The sequence below is a fragment of the Anaerobutyricum hallii genome (assembly GCF_900209925.1).
Taxonomy (GTDB): Bacteria; Bacillota; Clostridia; order Lachnospirales; family Lachnospiraceae; genus Anaerobutyricum; species Anaerobutyricum soehngenii.
The window spans coordinates 2,500,785-2,517,035 of the sequence record NZ_LT907978.1 but is presented as its reverse complement, the minus strand read 5'-3'; the positions used below and the strand labels follow the sequence as shown (position 1 = coordinate 2,517,035).

The window sequence follows — 16,251 nt, the reverse complement described above, 5'->3', positions numbered from 1 at the left end:
GCGACTACAGAGCAGATGGGATAGGGGATAGTTTCTTTTTTCGTCTATACTAAATTTACAAATTAGGATTTCAGTTTTGATTTTATCTGTTTTGTGTCTTTGATAAGAGTTCTTATGGTTGCCTTAGTAATGAGTTCATAATCTGTTCTAAAATCAAATGTTTTATGTAAGGCATCGTTAGTTCGATTCTTTATTATTAAAAACATAAAATTTGACATAAAAAATGTAGGTTTTACAAGGTTTATAAGGTGATTTTTAATAAGGATTTTTGCGTTGGATTAAAAAAGCAAAAAGTAAAATTAACAGCTTCTCAGCAAATGGAGTTATTGCCATTATTTGATGAACGGAAAAAACAAATTTCAGAAATTTGTGCACATATTAAAACTATACAAACATCTTTAGATGATATAATTTTTTCTATTTATCAAATACCATCGGATATATCAGATATGATAAAAAGTCGGATTCAAATAACAGGCCTTGGAAAGAACAGCAGGAGATTCAGGAGTATTGTGAGGTACTTGGAAAGGAGAGTTGAGGAAAGGAAAACAAGGCTAGAAGGGGATGGAGCGGACAAAAAATGTAGTTGTGCAAAAACCAGATAATAGATATAATATAGAAAAGAAGGTGAGAAAATGCAGGTATTAAATCTGGAAGAAAAGAATACAGAGCGTATGGAGGCTATTAACAAATTTACATTAATGGATGATACCTTTATGACGCAGGTTTTTTCAGGTGATTTAGAATGTACAGAAGAACTTTTGAAAATAATATTAAAGAGAAATGATTTATCTGTGACAAAATCACTTACACAGTTGACAATAGGAAATCTGTTTGGACGATCTGTGAGGCTTGATATTTACGCCAATGATGCTACAGGGAAACAGTATGATATTGAAGTTCAGCAGGATGATAGTGGTGCTGTTCCCGAACGAGCCAGACTTAACAGTGCATTATTTGATTCAAGGCTTACCACATCAGGAGAAAAATATAAAGAAATGCCGGAAACATACATCATCTTTATTACATCTAATGATGTTTTGAAGAGGGGACTTTCGGTATATACAATAGAAAGAACCATACAGGAAACAGGAGAATTGTTCGGAGACAAAGCACATATTGTTTATGTGAATGGTTCTTATAGAGGAAACGATAAAGTTGGATGGCTGATGCATGATTTTAACTGTAAAGATTATCGTGAGATGCACAATCCTAAGATTGCAGAAAGAGTCAGATATTTTAAAGAAGAACCGAAAGGAGTGACTGAAATGTGTGAAACGATGCAGAAAATTGTAGACAGAGAGCGTGATGACGCTGATGTTAAGGCAAGAATGGATATAGCACTGAATTTGTGGTCAGAAGGCGAACATGATCTTGATAAGATATCGCGAACCACAAAACTGTCAGTAGAACAGGTTAGGAGAGCGATAACGGTTGTTCAGCCTGTTTAATGTCAAAACATATCAACAGTTTAACCAACTGAACCCATTGCTGTAAATGATAATCAGCAGCAACCGCTGTAGTAATAGAACTCATAGGAAATGCCTCCTAACCAGTCCTAAAAATTGAGTACTGAACTTTTAAGACGTTTAATAATCATAGGACTATTATGGCACTGGTTGGAGGTAAAATCCAGATACGGACTATTTACCACTTACGTTTCCAACTGCAGATTTGCACAGTCAGAAAAAAGAAAATATCCCCTATCCCAGATGCGGCTTCGGAGCGTATTTAAGATGCGGATGAGCATCTTAAATACGCTCCGAAGCCGCATCTGGGATAGGGGATATTTTCTTTTTTCGTCTGTCTAATCAAGCAAGATTACAGCTTAAGTCCTGCCAGTAATGCTCCTAATCCTGTGGTTGCATCACCTTCGTCTTTATAGCTTACAGTTTCTTCTCCGTTTGTATCTTCTTCTTCAGGAGCAACTTCCTCTAAAGCTTTCATGCTGAGGCTGATCTTGCCATTCTCAACTTTTAATACTTTCACATTAACTTCCTGTCCAACTTTTAATACTTCTGCTGGAGACTCGATACGTTTCTGTGCAATCTGGGAAATGTGTACCAGACCGGAAATATCATCGCCAAGGTCGATAAATGCACCATAAGGCATCAGAGATTCTACTTTACCGGTAAGAACAGCACCAGCTTCGATTGCGTTGATACGCTGTTCTTTTTCTGCACGCTTTTTGTCGTAAAGGACTTCTTTTACAGATAATACAAGACGGTTCTTCTCAGGATCGGCTGTGATAACCTTTGCTTCTACCGTTTTTCCGAGGTATGGGTTTGTATCTTCTACATAACCGATCTCAAGATGGGAAGCAGGGATGAATCCGCGGAGTCCATCTACATAAACGATAACTCCTTTATTCACGATACCGCCGATTTTTAAGGAGAGAACAGTGCCATCTTCTAAATACTGCTGAACTTTATCCCAGGCATTAAATCCTGTTTCTTCTTCAGGAGCCTCGCCTTCATTCTCTACAACGTTGAGAGTTTTCAGGGACTCATCAATTTCTTTTTCAAAATCTGCCATTGATTCACTCATGATAATATCCTCTTTTCTTAAAAATAAATTACTAATCAGTTAGTTTCTTAAAAAGTATTATAACATAAGTTTGAAGTCTTTGACAAAGAAAATAGATTCGATATATAATTATACATTAGATGTGCCCCAACCGGTGCTACAGGGGGCTTAAGAATTCCGGGACATTCTTGGATTAGAAGAAAGAGAATTTTAACATAATATAGCAAGAATTCTCCTTCCTCTGCAGGTGGGAGATGAATTGCGTAAAAATAAAAAGAGAACACTTGTTCAATAATGCAATCCATGGTATAATAGAGTCAGTAGAAAAGGAAAAATAAATCATAATGTGCATTCAGTATATCTGATGTACTATCATCTGATCATGGTAGTGAGATATCGAAGAAAAGTCATTGATAATCCAATTTCAGAAAGAGCAAAAGGAATATGGGAACATATTGCTCCAAGGTATGGGATTGTTCTGGAAGAATGGAATCATGACATTGATCATGTGTATGTAATGTTCCATGCGCAGTCGAGAACGGAACTTGGTAAATTTATCAATGCCTGAAAAAGCGCCAGTAGCAGACTATTGAAAAAGGAGCATCCGGAAATCAGGGAAAAGCTTTGGAAAGAAGCCTTTTGGAGTCAGAGTTTCTGCCCTGCTGACAGCAGGAGGGGATTTGGTAGAAGTAATCCATCAAGACATTGAAACCCAGGGAGGGAAAAAGTATTGAACATAGCATATCGTTTCCGAATTTATCCGACAGAAGAACAGAAGATACTTCTTGGCAAAACATTTGGCTGTTGTCGTTTTCTGTATAATCAGATGCTCAATGATAAGATCCGGGAGTATGAAAAGACGAAGAAAATGTTAAAAAATACACCGGCCATGTATAAAAAGGAATATCCATTTCTGAAAGAAGTAGATTCGCTGGCACTGGCAAATGTCCAGCTTCATCTGGAAAAGGCCTATAAGAATTTTTTTCGGGATCCCAAGATTGGATTTCCAAGGTTTAAGTCAAAACATCATTCCAAAAACAGCTATACAACGAATATGGTCAATGGAAATATCCTGGTGGAAAGTAAGCGGATCCGGCTTCCTAAATTAAAATGGATCGCCATGAAAAAACACAGGGAGCCAGCAGAAGGTCTTTGCCTGAAATCAGTGACGGTCAGTATGGAACCATCCGGAAAATATTTTGCAAGCCTGCTTTATGAAGGATACAGCTGTGAAAACCAAGCTGCTGGACCGGATTACAGTACTGCAAAGATACTTGGGATTGATTATGCAATGCAGGGGATGGCAGTGTTTTCAGAAAAGGTTGAGACAGAAGAAGCAGGATTTTTCAGAAAAAATGAAAAAAGACTGGCAAGGGAGCAGCGAAAGTTATCAAGATGCGTACGAGGAAGTCATAATTATGAACTGCAGAAAAAGAAAGTTGCCAGATGTCATGAAAAGATACGGAATCAGCGAAGGGATCATCTGCACAAACTTAGCCGAAAGATTGCAGACGGTTATGATGCAGCTGCAGTGGAAGATATCGATATGAAAGCAATGGGTCAGTGCCTGCATTTCGGAAAAAGCGTACAGGATAATGGATATGGAATGTTCAGGGAAATGTTAGACTATAAGCTGGCGTGGAAAGGAAAGAAAATGGTAAAGGTAGACCGTTTCTTTCCTTCCAGTAAAAAATGCTGTAAATGTGGAAGGGTAAAGAAAGAGCTGAAATTATCCGAAAGAGTCTATCACTGTGTGTGTGGAAATGAGATGGACAGAGATCGTAATGCGGCAATCAACATACGTGAAGAGGCAAGAAGGATGTTGACAGCATAAACTGTCCGTATCCGGACAAGCTGATAATAAGAAAATATGCCCGTATCCCGTATCCGGGCAAAAGAATCGCGGGGCACGCGAGGATAGCTTGTAGATACTTGGCTCAGTAGAGCCATTGAGCAAGAAGCCCCCACTTCAAAATCTATGATTTAAGTGGTGGGAGCATGTCACAAAATATGTTAAAGGTAAAAATAAAAACAGGGAATAGAGGATGAAAAAGTGGATAAAAAGTTAACGATTAATGATATAGCAAAAATGTCAGGGGTGGCGAAAAGTACGGTGTCGAGATATTTAAACGGTGGAAGTGTCAGACCGTCTACGGGACAGAAGATAAAGAAGATTATTGAAGAAAATAATTACGAGCCGAATGTTTTTGCAAGGTTGAAGGCAAAGGAAAGCCGGGTAATTGGGCTGACAGTGCCGGGGTTTGATTCCGTAACAACGCCAAGACTTGTGGAAGTAATCGTGGAGTATCTTAAGAAGAATGATTATACGCCTCTTATTATGCATACGGGAAATAAAATAGCAGAGGAAATCAGAAGTATTGAGCGATTAAAAAATATGAATGTAGATGGGATTATGGTTCTTGCGACTGGCAGTACGAAGGAATATGAGGAAGTTGTAGAAAAACTGCAGATTCCTATTTTGTTTCTTGGACAACGTTTTCCGGGAGCGAATTCAATTATAAATGATGATTATAATGCCGGATATAAAATTGGAGAATATATTGGAAAAAGAGATTTTGAAGAAGTTTATCTGTTATGGGTTTCTAAAGAGGATCCGGCAGTAGGAGGCGAACGCCAAAGAGGTGTGATTGATGGACTTTTTTCCTGTGGAAAGGAACCAACAGAAGTGATCGAGACAAGCTTTTTTTATGAAGATGCGGTCCATAATGTAGAGAAACTTACAGAAAAATTAAAGAAACCGGCTGCTCTTATCTGTGCGACGGACAGAATTGCACAGGGAGCTTATAAAGTTTTATATGAAAAAGAGATTGCAATACCGGATGAGGTCTCTGTTGTTGGATTTGGTGATTACGAAACTGGAGAATTAATGCGGCCACCGTTAACTACAGTGAAGTTTGACTGGAGAAATTGGGGGGAAAGCAGTGCAGAAACAATGCTTCAGATGATACAGCAAAAGCCGGTTAGTGTGATACAGGTTAATCCCTATGAATTTATTGAACGAAAGAGTGTGAGATGAGGTGTTGTTTGTTGACAATTCGCAAGATTTCTTTGACAGATTTCACGAGCTTGTTAACAAATAGAATTAACATATATAATTCCAAAGAAGATGAATAAAGCATATTTGTGGCATTAGAGCGGGTGTTTAACACAATGAGAGTAAAGTCATAAATATGCTTTATTTATCTCAGTCGAGAAGACTCCCACCTCTTTCACGCGCAAGTCTCGCGGCTGCTCGACTTGAATTTACGAAGTTCCCCTGATTCGCTAGTTTAGCAAACCAAAATAATTGTGCAGGTTGAACAAATTTCAGGGTGAATTTTTGGTACCGGTTCCGAAAATAAAAAAATAGATAATTTATTATTGACATAGCAGATTAAGGTGATATAATGAAACACGAAAACAGAACCGGTTCCAAAATAAAAATGAGGAGAGTAAAAATGATAAATAGGAATGAATATCTGGAAATATCAAAACAGATAGTTGCGTGTATTGGCGGAATGGAAAATATTCAGGGAACAGCACATTGCGCGACGAGACTTCGCATTGTGTTACAGGATAACAGCCTTGCGAATATTGAAAAATTAGAAGAGATTCATAAAGTAAAAGGTGCATTTATTGCAGGAAATCAGCTCCAGTTGATTTTTGGAGCAGGTGTAGTAAATGATGTGTATGATATTTTTGCAGAGTACACGCATACGCAGAATATGTCATTAGGTGATCTGAAGGAGCAGAGTAATAAGAAACAGAATCCGGTACAGGCAGTTATTAAGTCACTTTCTGATGTATTTATCGGAATTATGCCGGCACTTCTTGCCGCAGCCCTTCTTATGGGAATTACAAGTGTTTTAGGTGGAATGGAAGTTGTAAAGACACATGATACCTTATATGCGATTAACCGATTAGTCAGTCTTGCAGCGACTGGTATTTTTGCAATCCTGCCAATGGCAGTCTGCTATTCTGCTGTAAAGAGATTTGGTGGTAATCCTGTTCTTGGTATGGTAGTAGGAGCAATTATGCTTGATTCTTCCCTTGCAAATGCTTATCAGGCAGCGCAGGGAGCTGTTGATCCGGAAATCATTCGTTTATTTGGATTAAAGATTGAAATGGTAGGTTTCCAGGGTGGAATTATTATCGCACTCATGATGGGATGGGTAGTAGCAAAACTTGATAATTTCTTTAATCGTAAGATTCCTGATGTTGTAAAGTTATTAGTTGCACCAATGCTTACCGTATTTATTTCAACCGTTTTATTATTTACGATCGTAGGTCCTGTAGGAAGAATTCTTTCTAATGGAATCACAGATGGTCTTGTATGGAGTACAAACCATCTTGGCGCATTTGGTTATGCATTATTTGCCGGAATTCAGCAGATTGTCGTTATCACAGGACTTCATCATATTATTGGGGCGGTAGAGGCACAGCTTATCGCTGCTACAGGAACAAACTTCTTAAATCCATTGATGTCAGTTGCGCTTATGGGACAGGGTGGCGCTGTTCTTGGCTATCTTGCATTAAACTGGAAGAATGTTAAGGCAAGAGAAATTTGTATTCCAAGTTTTGCTTCCACATTATTTGGTATCAGTGAGCCAGCAATCTTTGGTGTAAACCTTCGTTATCGTTTTCCTCTGATTGGAGGATGTATCGGTGGAGCTGCTGCTGGCGCATATGTATATTTCTCAAAATTAACTGCACTTGGTTTCGGTACGACAGCACTTCCGGGAATGGCAATCGCAAACCCTGCAAATCATGGATACATTAATTATATCGTTGCACATGTTATTGCACTTGCTATCGGGTTTGTTGCTACAGCGATAATCGGAAAAATGTGGACAACAGTGAATAAGGCAGAAACTATTGAGGAAGAAACAAACAGCACAGATGACGGAAAAAAAGCAGAAGCAAAAGATGTTGTGGAAAGTATTTTCTATGCACCGGCAGAAGGTGAAGTAAAGCCTATTTCAGAATCTTCTGACCAGACATTTTCTAAAAAAATCTTAGGCGATGGTGTAGTTGTTTTTCCGGAAAATGGATTTGTGATGTCACCTTGTAATGCAAAGGTAAAACTCGTATATCCTACAGGTCATGCTGTAGGACTTGAGACAGAAGATGGAACAGTAATTCTTATTCATTGCGGAATTGATACCGTAAATATGAAGGGAGAAGGATTTGAAGTCTTTGTAAAAGAAGGTCAGCAGGTGGCAGCAGGCGATATACTTGTGAAGTTTGATAAAGAATTGGTAGAATCCAAAGGATATTCTTCCGAAATTCTAGTAGTCTTTACAGAAGTTCCGACAGGAAATGTGCTTAAAATTAACGAGCAGATTCCGGCAGACAGAGTCATTGCTGAAATTGAAAAATAAATGAGTCAGATGTGAGATGATTCCCATATCGGATATAGCCTCAGGCAGGATTGCATGACGCACATCTCACAGCAAGAATGCCGAGGTATTCTTGAAAGAAACAGATAGGTGAATGAATGAATAAAGAGATATATTTAGAAGAATATCCCAAACATAAAAATATGCGGGAAAATGTAAAACGTGATAAGAACCGATTGCATTTTCACATGATGCCACCGACAGGCTGGATGAATGACCCAAATGGACTGTGTCAGTTTCATGGAATAAATCATATTTATTTTCAATACACCCCGTTTCTTGCAGGCTGGGGAACGAAGCTTTGGGGACACTATACGACCAAAGACTGGATTCATTACGAGGAGGAGGAACCATTCCTCTTCCCAGATACTAAATGGGACAGAGATGGCGTATACAGTGGTTCTGCCATTGTAAAAGAAGATGGGATTCACTTCTTTTATACGGGAAATGTAAAGCTTTATGACAAAGAATATGATTACATCATGAATGGAAGAGAGCAGAATACGATGCATCTTTTCAGCCCGGATGGAAAAAATATCACATATAAGGAAATGGTAATGACAAACGATGATTATCCTTCCAATATGTCAAAGCATGTAAGAGATCCAAAAGTCTACGAAAAAGACGGAACGTACTACATGATTCAGGGCGGACGAGATGAAAAAGACAGAGGCTGTGCGCTTCTTTTTCAGTCAACAAATTTAAAAAACTGGAAGTGGTATGATACCATTTATCCGGAAAAAACATTTGGTTATATGTGGGAATGTCCAGACCTGTTTGAAATCGATGGACAGCAGATCATGACCTGCTGCCCACAGGGAGTAGAGCAGAAAGGATATGATTATCAAAATGTGTACCAATGTGGATATTTTCCGGTGAACTTTGACTTAGTAAATAGAAAATATGAGTTCGGAACATTTGTTGAATTTGATAAAGGATTTGACATTTATGCGACACAGACATTTCAAGATGAACAGGGCAGACGTATTTTAATTGGATGGATGGGAATTCCGGATGCAGAATATGACAATGATGCTACCGTTTCCTATGACTGGATTCATGCTCTCACTATGCCAAGAGAACTTTCTTTTAAAGACGGAAAGCTGCTGCAGAAGCCATTAAAAGAAATGCAGGAACTACGTAAAAATGAATTCCATTGTGCGTTGTCGGAATTTACGCAGTGGGAGCCGGAAGATAGCTGCTTTGAGCTTCATATAGATTTTGAAGAAAAAGCAGAGAAAGTGGAAAAAGTAGAAATAGTAGAAATAATAGAAAAAGAACGTGGGCAGCAAAGTCGCTCGATGAAGCTGCAGCTTCGAGAAGATGTTATTCTATCTCTGGAAGAAGGAATTCTCCGTTTAAATATGGGCAAAAGTGGACGGGGAAGAAAAGAGAGAGCTGCGAAGGTGGAGAAGTTGAGAAATCTCACAATCTTCTCAGATACTTCTGCAATAGAAATTTTTATTAATGATGGAGAAACAGTTATGACAACTCGTGTTTATAGCGAGAATTTAAAACAGAAAGTTACTTTCCTCTCAAAAGAAAATACGGGAAGTGTAACAGGATATGAGCTGGGAAGTTTTATTGTTCACCATCACGAAGAAGTATAGTATCTAGACAGTATTGGAAGGAAAGGTAAAAAGAAAAATGGAAGAAAATAAGAAAACGATAGATGTGACGGCGTTAGGAGAATTGCTTGTAGACTTTACCATGAATGGGCAGAGCGAACAGGGCAATCCGTTATTTGAAGCCTGTCCGGGCGGTGCACCATGTAATGTACTTGCATTTCTTCAGAAAATGGAGAAAAAAACAGCATTCATCGGAAAAGTAGGAAATGATCAGTTCGGAAAAATGTTAAAAGAAACGATCGAAGAAGCCGGAATTCATGCTTCCAATCTCATATTTGATAATCAGGTAAATACTACCTTAGCATTTGTACATACTTTTAAAAATGGGGACAGAGACTTTTCTTTTTATCGAAATCCTGGAGCTGACATGATGCTTACAGCCGCAGAAGTAAACGAAGAAACAATAAAACAATCAAAAATATTCCATTTTGGCACGTTATCAATGACGGCAGAAGGCGTACGGGAAGCTACCAAAAAGGCAGTAAAAACAGCAAAAGAAAATGGCTGTCTTATCTCCTTTGACCCAAACCTTCGCCCACCATTATGGGAGTCATTAGAACTTGCCAGAACGCAGATGGAATATGGATTTGCCAACTGCGATATTTTAAAAATATCCGACAACGAAATTCAATTTGTCTCTGGCAAAGAAGATTACGATGAAGGAATACAGTACCTGATAGATAAATATAATATTCCGCTCATACTCCTTACAATGGGAGCAGACGGAAGCCGGGCTTACTATAAAGGGCAAAAAGTAGAGCAGGCCGGATTTGAAGTTGATACCATAGAAACAACAGGTGCCGGAGATACCTTCTGCGGCAGTGCATTAAACTATATCTTAGAACATGACTTACAAAACCTCTCCGAAACAGAACTTGCAGAAATGTTAAAAATAAGTAATGCCGCAGCCGCACTTGTAACAACAAAAAAAGGAGCATTAAAATCAATGCCGGAAAAAGAAGAAATTAACTATTTGATTCATTAGAGGAAAACAGACGAAAAAAGAAATAATACCATATCCCATCTGCTCTGTAGTCGCTGTGTTTAAGATGCTTGTCCGCATCTTAAACACGCTCCGAAGCCGCATCTGGGATATGGTATTATTTCTTTTTTCTGTGTGTTGGCTCCAGAAGGAATGAATACAATCTAATTCAAGAATGTCTCGGTATTCTTGATGCGAGATGTGCATCATGCAACGTATGACACGCATTGATAAAAACGATGTATTGCGACAATATAATGATAAATGTATCATGTACAGCGATAAATTGCAGTATCATCTTATCATCAGTGAAACTTGAAAAAAGGTTCAGCATAGCGAAGAGAGTAAGTAGCAGACTCCTGACCTCTCCCCCTTCTCTCCTCAAAAACTATTGCATTCATTTCTTCTGGAGCCAGCAAGCAGAAAATAAAAAAGGCAGCCTATAGCCAATGTAATGTGAGAGCAAGTAAAAATGCCGGTCAGGCATTTTCTACGCAGTGATATCTTTACATTGGCTATAGGCTGCCTTTTTTATTTTCGTCTATTTCCCCAATGAATAATAAAATAGTAATTTTAATGGAAAAAATTTCTCTTTTCTGGTATACTAATACAGCATTAGAAATAGAACAATGAAAATTTTGGAGGTTTTAAAATGGCTTTAGATACAGGAATGAAAATGATAAAAACGGAGAAAGTAACAGTAGAGAATGCGGCTAAGACATTAGGAAGCGGAAGTCTTTTAGTATACGGAACTCCTGCGATGTTATTATTAGTGGAAAAGACAGCAGTTGCTTTATTAGATGGCCATCTTGATGAGGGAATGACAACGGTTGGTACGAATTTAAATGTAGATCATGTTTCTGCCAGTCCGATTGGCTGTGAAGTAAGTTGTGAAGTGACACTTACAGAGATTGATAGAAAGAAGCTGACTTTTGTAGTGGAAGTGAAGGATCCTGCAGGTGTGATCGGTAAGGGAACGCATGAGAGATTCATTGTAGATGCAGAGAAGTTTCAGAATAAAGCGAATGGAAAGTTTGATAAGTAATGACGGATACAGGAAGAAAGAATCAGGATTTTAAAGAAAAGATTTCTACAGGGGAGCCGATGCGCCTGAATAAGTTTCTAAGTGATGCAGGTGTGTGTTCTAGAAGACAGGCAGACCGCTATGTGGAGCAGGGCCGTATTTTGATTGATGGAGAGCCGGCACAGTTAGGGCAGAAGGTTCATGCAGGACAGGAAGTTCGTGTCGATGGTAAGTGCATTTCGATAAGCCGTAAGCAGATCGTTCTGGCTGTGAATAAGCCAAAGGGAATTGTCTGTACTACGGAGAAGAGAGAAAGAGATAATATCGTTGATTTTTTGAAGTATCCGGAGAGAGTTTATCCGGTAGGAAGATTGGATAAGGATTCCGAAGGTCTTATTTTAATGACGAACGATGGGGAGTTAATGAATGAGATTTTAAAGGCGAGAAATTATCACGAGAAAGAATATGAAGTGACGATCAATCGTCCGGTGACGAATGCCTTTTTAAAGCAGATGAGTGAGGGAGTGGAGATTCTTGATACAGTTACCCGCCCATGTAAAGTAAAAAAGACAGGTGTGTATACATTTCGTATTATTCTTACACAGGGAATGAATCGCCAGATTCGTCGTATGTGTGAGGCATGTGGCTACAGAGTAAGAGAGTTAAAGCGTCTTCGTATTATGAATATTCATCTGGGAGATCTTCCGACAGGAAAGTATCGGGAAATTACTGGCGAGGAGCTTTCTAAGCTTGAAAAACTTGCTGGAAGAAAACCGGAAGGGGTTTATCATGGATAAGCAGGCAAGAATGAAAGAACTTGTAGAAGTATTGAATAAGGCTTCTAGAGCATACTATCAGGAAGACCGGGAAGTATTTTCCAATAAAGAATACGATGAATTATATGATGAACTGCAGGCGTTAGAGAAAGAGACTGGTATTGTTATGAGCCAGTCTCCGACACAGAATGTCGGCTATGAAGTACTTAGTGAACTCGAAAAAGAAACACATGAAAGTCCGATGCTGTCTTTAGATAAGACAAAGAGCCCGGAAGCATTACGAGACTGGTTAGGTGAAAGGGAAGGGCTTCTTTCCTGGAAAATGGATGGTCTTACGGTTGTGCTTACGTATCGTGACGGTATTTTGCAGAAGGCAGTAACGCGGGGGAATGGTGTTGTAGGTGAGGTTATCACGAATAATGCCAGAGTATTTAAAAATCTTCCGGCAAGGATTCCGTTTGCAGGTGAGGTCGTTCTTCGTGGTGAGGCAGTGATCAAGTATTCGGATTTCCGAAAGATCAATGAAGGAATTGAAGATGTTGATGCGCGTTACAAGAATCCACGTAATCTGTGCAGTGGTTCTGTAAGACAGCTGAATAATGAAGTGACAGCCAGAAGAAATGTATTTTTCTTTGCATTTGCGCTTGTAAAAGCAGAAGGAAGAGAGCTGGAGAATTCTGTTGAAAGCAATATGCTCTGGGTACAGGATCTCGGCTTTGAAATTGTACCGTATAAGAGAGTGACAAGAGAAAATATTATCGGAGAAGTTCAGCAGTTTTCAGAAAAAATCGTAGAAAATGATTTCCCTTCGGATGGACTGGTTCTTATTTATGATGATATTGCCTACGGGAATTCTCTTGGAAGAACGGCAAAGTTTCCTCGTAATGCTATTGCGTTTAAATGGGCAGATGAGGAGGCAGAGACAAAGCTTTTACACATTGAGTGGAGTCCGTCAAGAACAGGGCTGATTAACCCGATTGCGGTTTTTGAGCCGGTGGAACTTGAGGGAACGACAGTCAGTCGTGCGAGCCTTCATAATATCAGCATTATGGAAGGACTGGAGCTTGGAGAGAATGATCATATCAAAGTTTATAAGGCCAATATGATTATCCCTCAGATTGCTGAGAATCTGACGAGAAGTGGAACATGCAGTCCGATTGCCCATTGTCCTGCCTGTGGTGGTGCGACAGAAGTGCGGATTGAGAATGATGTGAAGACGTTATACTGTGTGAATCCGTATTGTAGCGCAAAGAAAGTAAAGCTCTTTTCTCATTATGTGAGTCGTGATGCGATGGATATTGAAGGATTGTCAGAAGCAACATTGATGAAGATGATCGAGCAGGGATTTTTGTCTGAATTGAATGACCTGTACACTTTAGAACAATATAAAGAGCAGATTATTGCTATGGACGGATTTGGTGAGAAGTCGTATAATAATTTAATACAGTCTATTGAAAAGTCAAGAGAGACACAGTTATTCCGTTTTGTTTACGGAATCGGAATTCTTAACGTTGGAAGTTCAAATGCGAAGCTTTTATGCCGTCATTTTGGCAATTCGTTAGAGAATCTCCGAGGAGCATCCGTAGAAGAGATGACACAGATCGATGGAATCGGAGAAGTGATCGCAGCAAGTGTAAGAGATTACTTTGATAATATCCATAACCAGAAGCTCCTTGAAAAGCTGCTGCCATATTTGCATTTTGAAGTGGAGAATATATCAGCAGAAGGAGAATCGGCACAGAGCCTTTTAGATAAGACATTTGTTATTACCGGAACGGTAGAGCACTTCACAAACCGAAAGGAATTAAAAGAGAAGATCGAAAGCCTTGGAGGCAAAGTGACAGGTTCTGTTTCTAAAAAGACAGATTATCTTATCAATAACGATACGATGTCTTCTTCAAGTAAGAATAAGAAAGCGAAAGAACTTGGAATACCTGTGATTACAGAAGAAGAATTTCTTTCGATGATTGATAATAATTGACAAAGATTAAAAATGATGAAATAACAATAGAATGTTTTACAAAAAAGAGACTTAGCGGCAGTAGCGGGTTGAAACAATAATAGAAAAGAGATGAAAATATATGCCAATCAGAATAAATACTGATTTGCCGGCAAAAAAAATACTGGAACATGAAAATATTTTCGTAATGGATTATGAACGTTCTTTAAAACAGGATATCCGTCCATTAAAAATTATTATCATGAATCTGATGCCTACAAAGCAGGAAACAGAGCTTCAACTGTTACGGAGTCTTTCGAATACACCGTTACAGGTTGACATTACCTTTTTAAAAACAGAAACACATAATGCGCAGAATGAATCCAGAACCCATATGGAAACTTTTTATACGATTTTTCCTGAAATCAAACAGCAGTATTTTGATGGATTACTTATTACAGGAGCACCTGTAGAAACACTGGATTTTGAAGAAGTAGATTACTGGCCGGAGTTAGTGGAAATTATGGAGTGGTCTAAAACACATGTCACTTCAACCTTCCACATCTGCTGGGCAGCGCAGGCAGGTCTTTACTATCATTATGGTGTGCGTAAGGAACTGTTAGATGAAAAGATATTTGGAATTTTCGAACATCGTACAATTCACAGAAAGACTCCTCTTGTCCGGGGATTTGATGATGTATTTAATGCACCACATTCCAGACATTCCAGGATTGTCAGAGAAGATGTGGAGAAGAATCCGGAACTGACGATTCTGGCAGATTCCGAAGAAGCAGGTCCTTTTATTATCATAGCAAAAGAAGGACGACAGATTTTTGTAACCGGACATCCTGAATACGACGTTATGACACTTGACGGGGAGTATAAGAGAGATCTGGCAAAAGGAATGGATAATGTTCCGTTCCCAAAACGTTATTACAAGGATGATAAGCCGGAATTAGGACCGGTAAAGTCATGGAGATGCCATGCCAATACGTTGTATACGAACTGGCTTAACTACTATGTATACCAGATGACAACTTATGATCCATTAGAGATTCAGAATCTGAAATAGGGGATTTTGAAAGTTTTCGGGGGTCTGTTCGTTGGCAACCTGCAAAAAGAATTCTCGGAGGATTTCTATTTCAGATTTTAGGGGGAGAAAAGGGGAGGGCTCCGAAGATTTCATTTCTCTCCCACAGGCTCTTTTATACAGCATTTTCTAAATAAATACCATCGTTTATTAAAGTAACAGAGCACAGCACAAAGTCTACGAGAAAAGAAGAGTATTTCATATAAAACTCCAAGTCGCACTCGTCTCTTTTTAATAACACTTAAAGTTTTGACATAAAAAATAGTGAAGCGCAGCACATAGCCTACAAAAGAAAAAGAATTTTTTATATAACAATGAATCTGACATTTGAAAAACATCTGCCGAAATATCTCTATCGGGGCGGACACGTTTTTTGTCCGAATCCGAAGAGATATTTCGGCAGATGTTTTTCAACAGGCACGATTCATGTTATATAAAAAAATCTTTTTCGTTATACAGAACTAAAAGCTGCGCGCATCATAGTCTGTGAAATTTACTTGTTAAAAAGAGCCGGACGATAAGCCGGGTTATGTCGTGAATGATCATCTGTCTACTTCTGCTGTTGCCAGCAGCCTCTAGCGACCCACCTGAAAACAATCCGGGCCAGATTATCGTTTTACATTCGGTCTTGCTTCGGGTGAGGTTTACATGGCATTCTCTGTTACCAGAGAATCGGTGGGCTCTTACCCCGCCTTTCCACCCTTACTGGCATAAGCCAGCGGTATATCTCTGTTGCACTATCTTTGGAGTCACCTCCACCGGACGTTATCCGGCACCCTGCCCTGTGAAGCCCGGACTTTCCTCTTCCCAGACCTTTCGGTAACGAAGGGAAGCGATCATTTATCCGACTCTTACAAACAAATATAAGATGCAAAGCATCGCTCATC

Annotated in this window: 12 protein-coding genes, 1 other RNA gene and 1 pseudogene; 12 read left to right on the top strand and 2 right to left on the bottom strand. The window is 39.1% G+C overall.

Features of this window, described 5'->3' with window-relative positions; genetic code table 11:
* Positions 1 to 248: 248 nt before the first annotated feature.
* Both EHLA_RS11460 and EHLA_RS11455 read left to right on the top strand, forming a co-directional pair.
* On the top strand, positions 249 to 605 hold the full coding sequence (locus tag EHLA_RS11460) for a hypothetical protein (RefSeq protein WP_096240924.1): 357 nt from the start codon (positions 249 to 251) through the stop codon (positions 603 to 605).
* A gap of 30 nt (positions 606 to 635) precedes the next feature.
* Positions 636 to 1,451 (top strand): PD-(D/E)XK nuclease family transposase, encoded by an 816-nt coding sequence (locus EHLA_RS11455; protein ID WP_096240923.1) that lies wholly within the window; start codon positions 636 to 638, stop codon positions 1,449 to 1,451.
* A gap of 370 nt (positions 1,452 to 1,821) precedes the next feature.
* Here the strand turns inward: EHLA_RS11455 and EHLA_RS11450 are convergent, their stop codons facing one another.
* Positions 1,822 to 2,547 carry a S1 RNA-binding domain-containing protein gene (locus EHLA_RS11450; RefSeq protein WP_021906592.1) on the bottom strand — a complete coding sequence of 242 codons (726 nt, stop codon included), beginning with the start codon at positions 2,545 to 2,547 and terminating at the stop codon, positions 1,822 to 1,824.
* A 343-nt stretch (positions 2,548 to 2,890) separates the two neighbouring features.
* On the opposite strand from EHLA_RS11450, the pseudogene tnpA reads away from it, so the two are divergent.
* From tnpA to metA, 10 genes and pseudogenes are all read left to right on the top strand, one after another.
* A pseudogene (tnpA, locus tag EHLA_RS11445) lies at positions 2,891 to 3,260 on the top strand (IS200/IS605 family transposase).
* Positions 3,257 to 4,360 carry an RNA-guided endonuclease TnpB family protein gene (locus EHLA_RS11440; protein WP_096240922.1) on the top strand — a complete coding sequence of 368 codons (1,104 nt, stop codon included), beginning with the start codon at positions 3,257 to 3,259 and terminating at the stop codon, positions 4,358 to 4,360. Before tnpA ends, EHLA_RS11440 begins: the two are co-directional and overlap by 4 nt.
* 219 nt (positions 4,361 to 4,579) lie before the next feature.
* Entirely contained in the window at positions 4,580 to 5,563 is a 984-nt protein-coding gene (locus EHLA_RS11435) for a LacI family DNA-binding transcriptional regulator (RefSeq protein WP_096240921.1), read from the top strand.
* 421 nt (positions 5,564 to 5,984) lie between these two features.
* Positions 5,985 to 7,907, top strand: a complete 1,923-nt coding sequence (locus tag EHLA_RS11430; RefSeq protein WP_096240920.1) for a PTS beta-glucoside transporter subunit IIBCA — start codon at positions 5,985 to 5,987, stop codon at positions 7,905 to 7,907.
* Positions 7,908 to 8,023: 116 nt separating this feature from the next.
* The gene (locus EHLA_RS11425) at positions 8,024 to 9,535 is read left to right on the top strand and encodes a glycoside hydrolase family 32 protein (protein ID WP_096240919.1); all 1,512 of its coding nucleotides are present in this window, start codon (positions 8,024 to 8,026) and stop codon (positions 9,533 to 9,535) included.
* Between the two features lie 37 nt (positions 9,536 to 9,572).
* Positions 9,573 to 10,538, top strand: coding sequence for a carbohydrate kinase family protein (locus EHLA_RS11420; protein ID WP_096241663.1), 966 nt, complete (start codon positions 9,573 to 9,575; stop codon positions 10,536 to 10,538).
* Positions 10,539 to 11,187: 649 nt separating this feature from the next.
* Positions 11,188 to 11,580, top strand: coding sequence for a thioesterase family protein (locus EHLA_RS11415; RefSeq protein ID WP_096240918.1), 393 nt, complete (start codon positions 11,188 to 11,190; stop codon positions 11,578 to 11,580).
* On the top strand, positions 11,580 to 12,356 hold the full coding sequence (locus tag EHLA_RS11410; RefSeq protein WP_096240917.1) for a pseudouridine synthase: 777 nt from the start codon (positions 11,580 to 11,582) through the stop codon (positions 12,354 to 12,356). Before EHLA_RS11415 ends, EHLA_RS11410 begins: the two co-directional genes overlap by 1 nt.
* Positions 12,349 to 14,316 carry an NAD-dependent DNA ligase LigA gene (gene ligA / locus EHLA_RS11405; RefSeq protein ID WP_154580456.1) on the top strand — a complete coding sequence of 656 codons (1,968 nt, stop codon included), beginning with the start codon at positions 12,349 to 12,351 and terminating at the stop codon, positions 14,314 to 14,316. The genes EHLA_RS11410 and ligA overlap by 8 nt, the downstream gene beginning before the upstream one ends.
* 100 nt (positions 14,317 to 14,416) lie before the next feature.
* Entirely contained in the window at positions 14,417 to 15,346 is a 930-nt protein-coding gene (gene metA / locus EHLA_RS11400) for a homoserine O-acetyltransferase MetA (RefSeq protein WP_096240916.1), read from the top strand.
* 520 nt (positions 15,347 to 15,866) lie between these two features.
* Here the strand turns inward: metA and rnpB are convergent.
* Positions 15,867 to 16,216: RNase P RNA component class A (rnpB, locus tag EHLA_RS11395), an RNA gene on the bottom strand.
* Positions 16,217 to 16,251: the final 35 nt, after the last annotated feature.

Bases quoted from the DNA above. Each gene is read 5' to 3' on its own strand.
- EHLA_RS11420 (WP_096241663.1), top strand. From the start codon at position 9,573: ATGGAAGAAAATAAGAAAACGATAGATGTGACGGCGTTAGGAGAATTG.
- ligA (WP_154580456.1), top strand. From the start codon at position 12,349: ATGGATAAGCAGGCAAGAATGAAAGAACTTGTAGAAGTATTGAATAAG.
- EHLA_RS11450 (WP_021906592.1), bottom strand. From the start codon at position 2,547: ATGAGTGAATCAATGGCAGATTTTGAAAAAGAAATTGATGAGTCCCTG.
- metA (WP_096240916.1), top strand. From the start codon at position 14,417: ATGCCAATCAGAATAAATACTGATTTGCCGGCAAAAAAAATACTGGAA.
- EHLA_RS11415 (WP_096240918.1), top strand. From the start codon at position 11,188: ATGGCTTTAGATACAGGAATGAAAATGATAAAAACGGAGAAAGTAACA.
- EHLA_RS11430 (WP_096240920.1), top strand. From the start codon at position 5,985: ATGATAAATAGGAATGAATATCTGGAAATATCAAAACAGATAGTTGCG.
- EHLA_RS11425 (WP_096240919.1), top strand. From the start codon at position 8,024: ATGAATAAAGAGATATATTTAGAAGAATATCCCAAACATAAAAATATG.
- EHLA_RS11455 (WP_096240923.1), top strand. From the start codon at position 636: ATGCAGGTATTAAATCTGGAAGAAAAGAATACAGAGCGTATGGAGGCT.
- EHLA_RS11410 (WP_096240917.1), top strand. From the start codon at position 11,580: ATGACGGATACAGGAAGAAAGAATCAGGATTTTAAAGAAAAGATTTCT.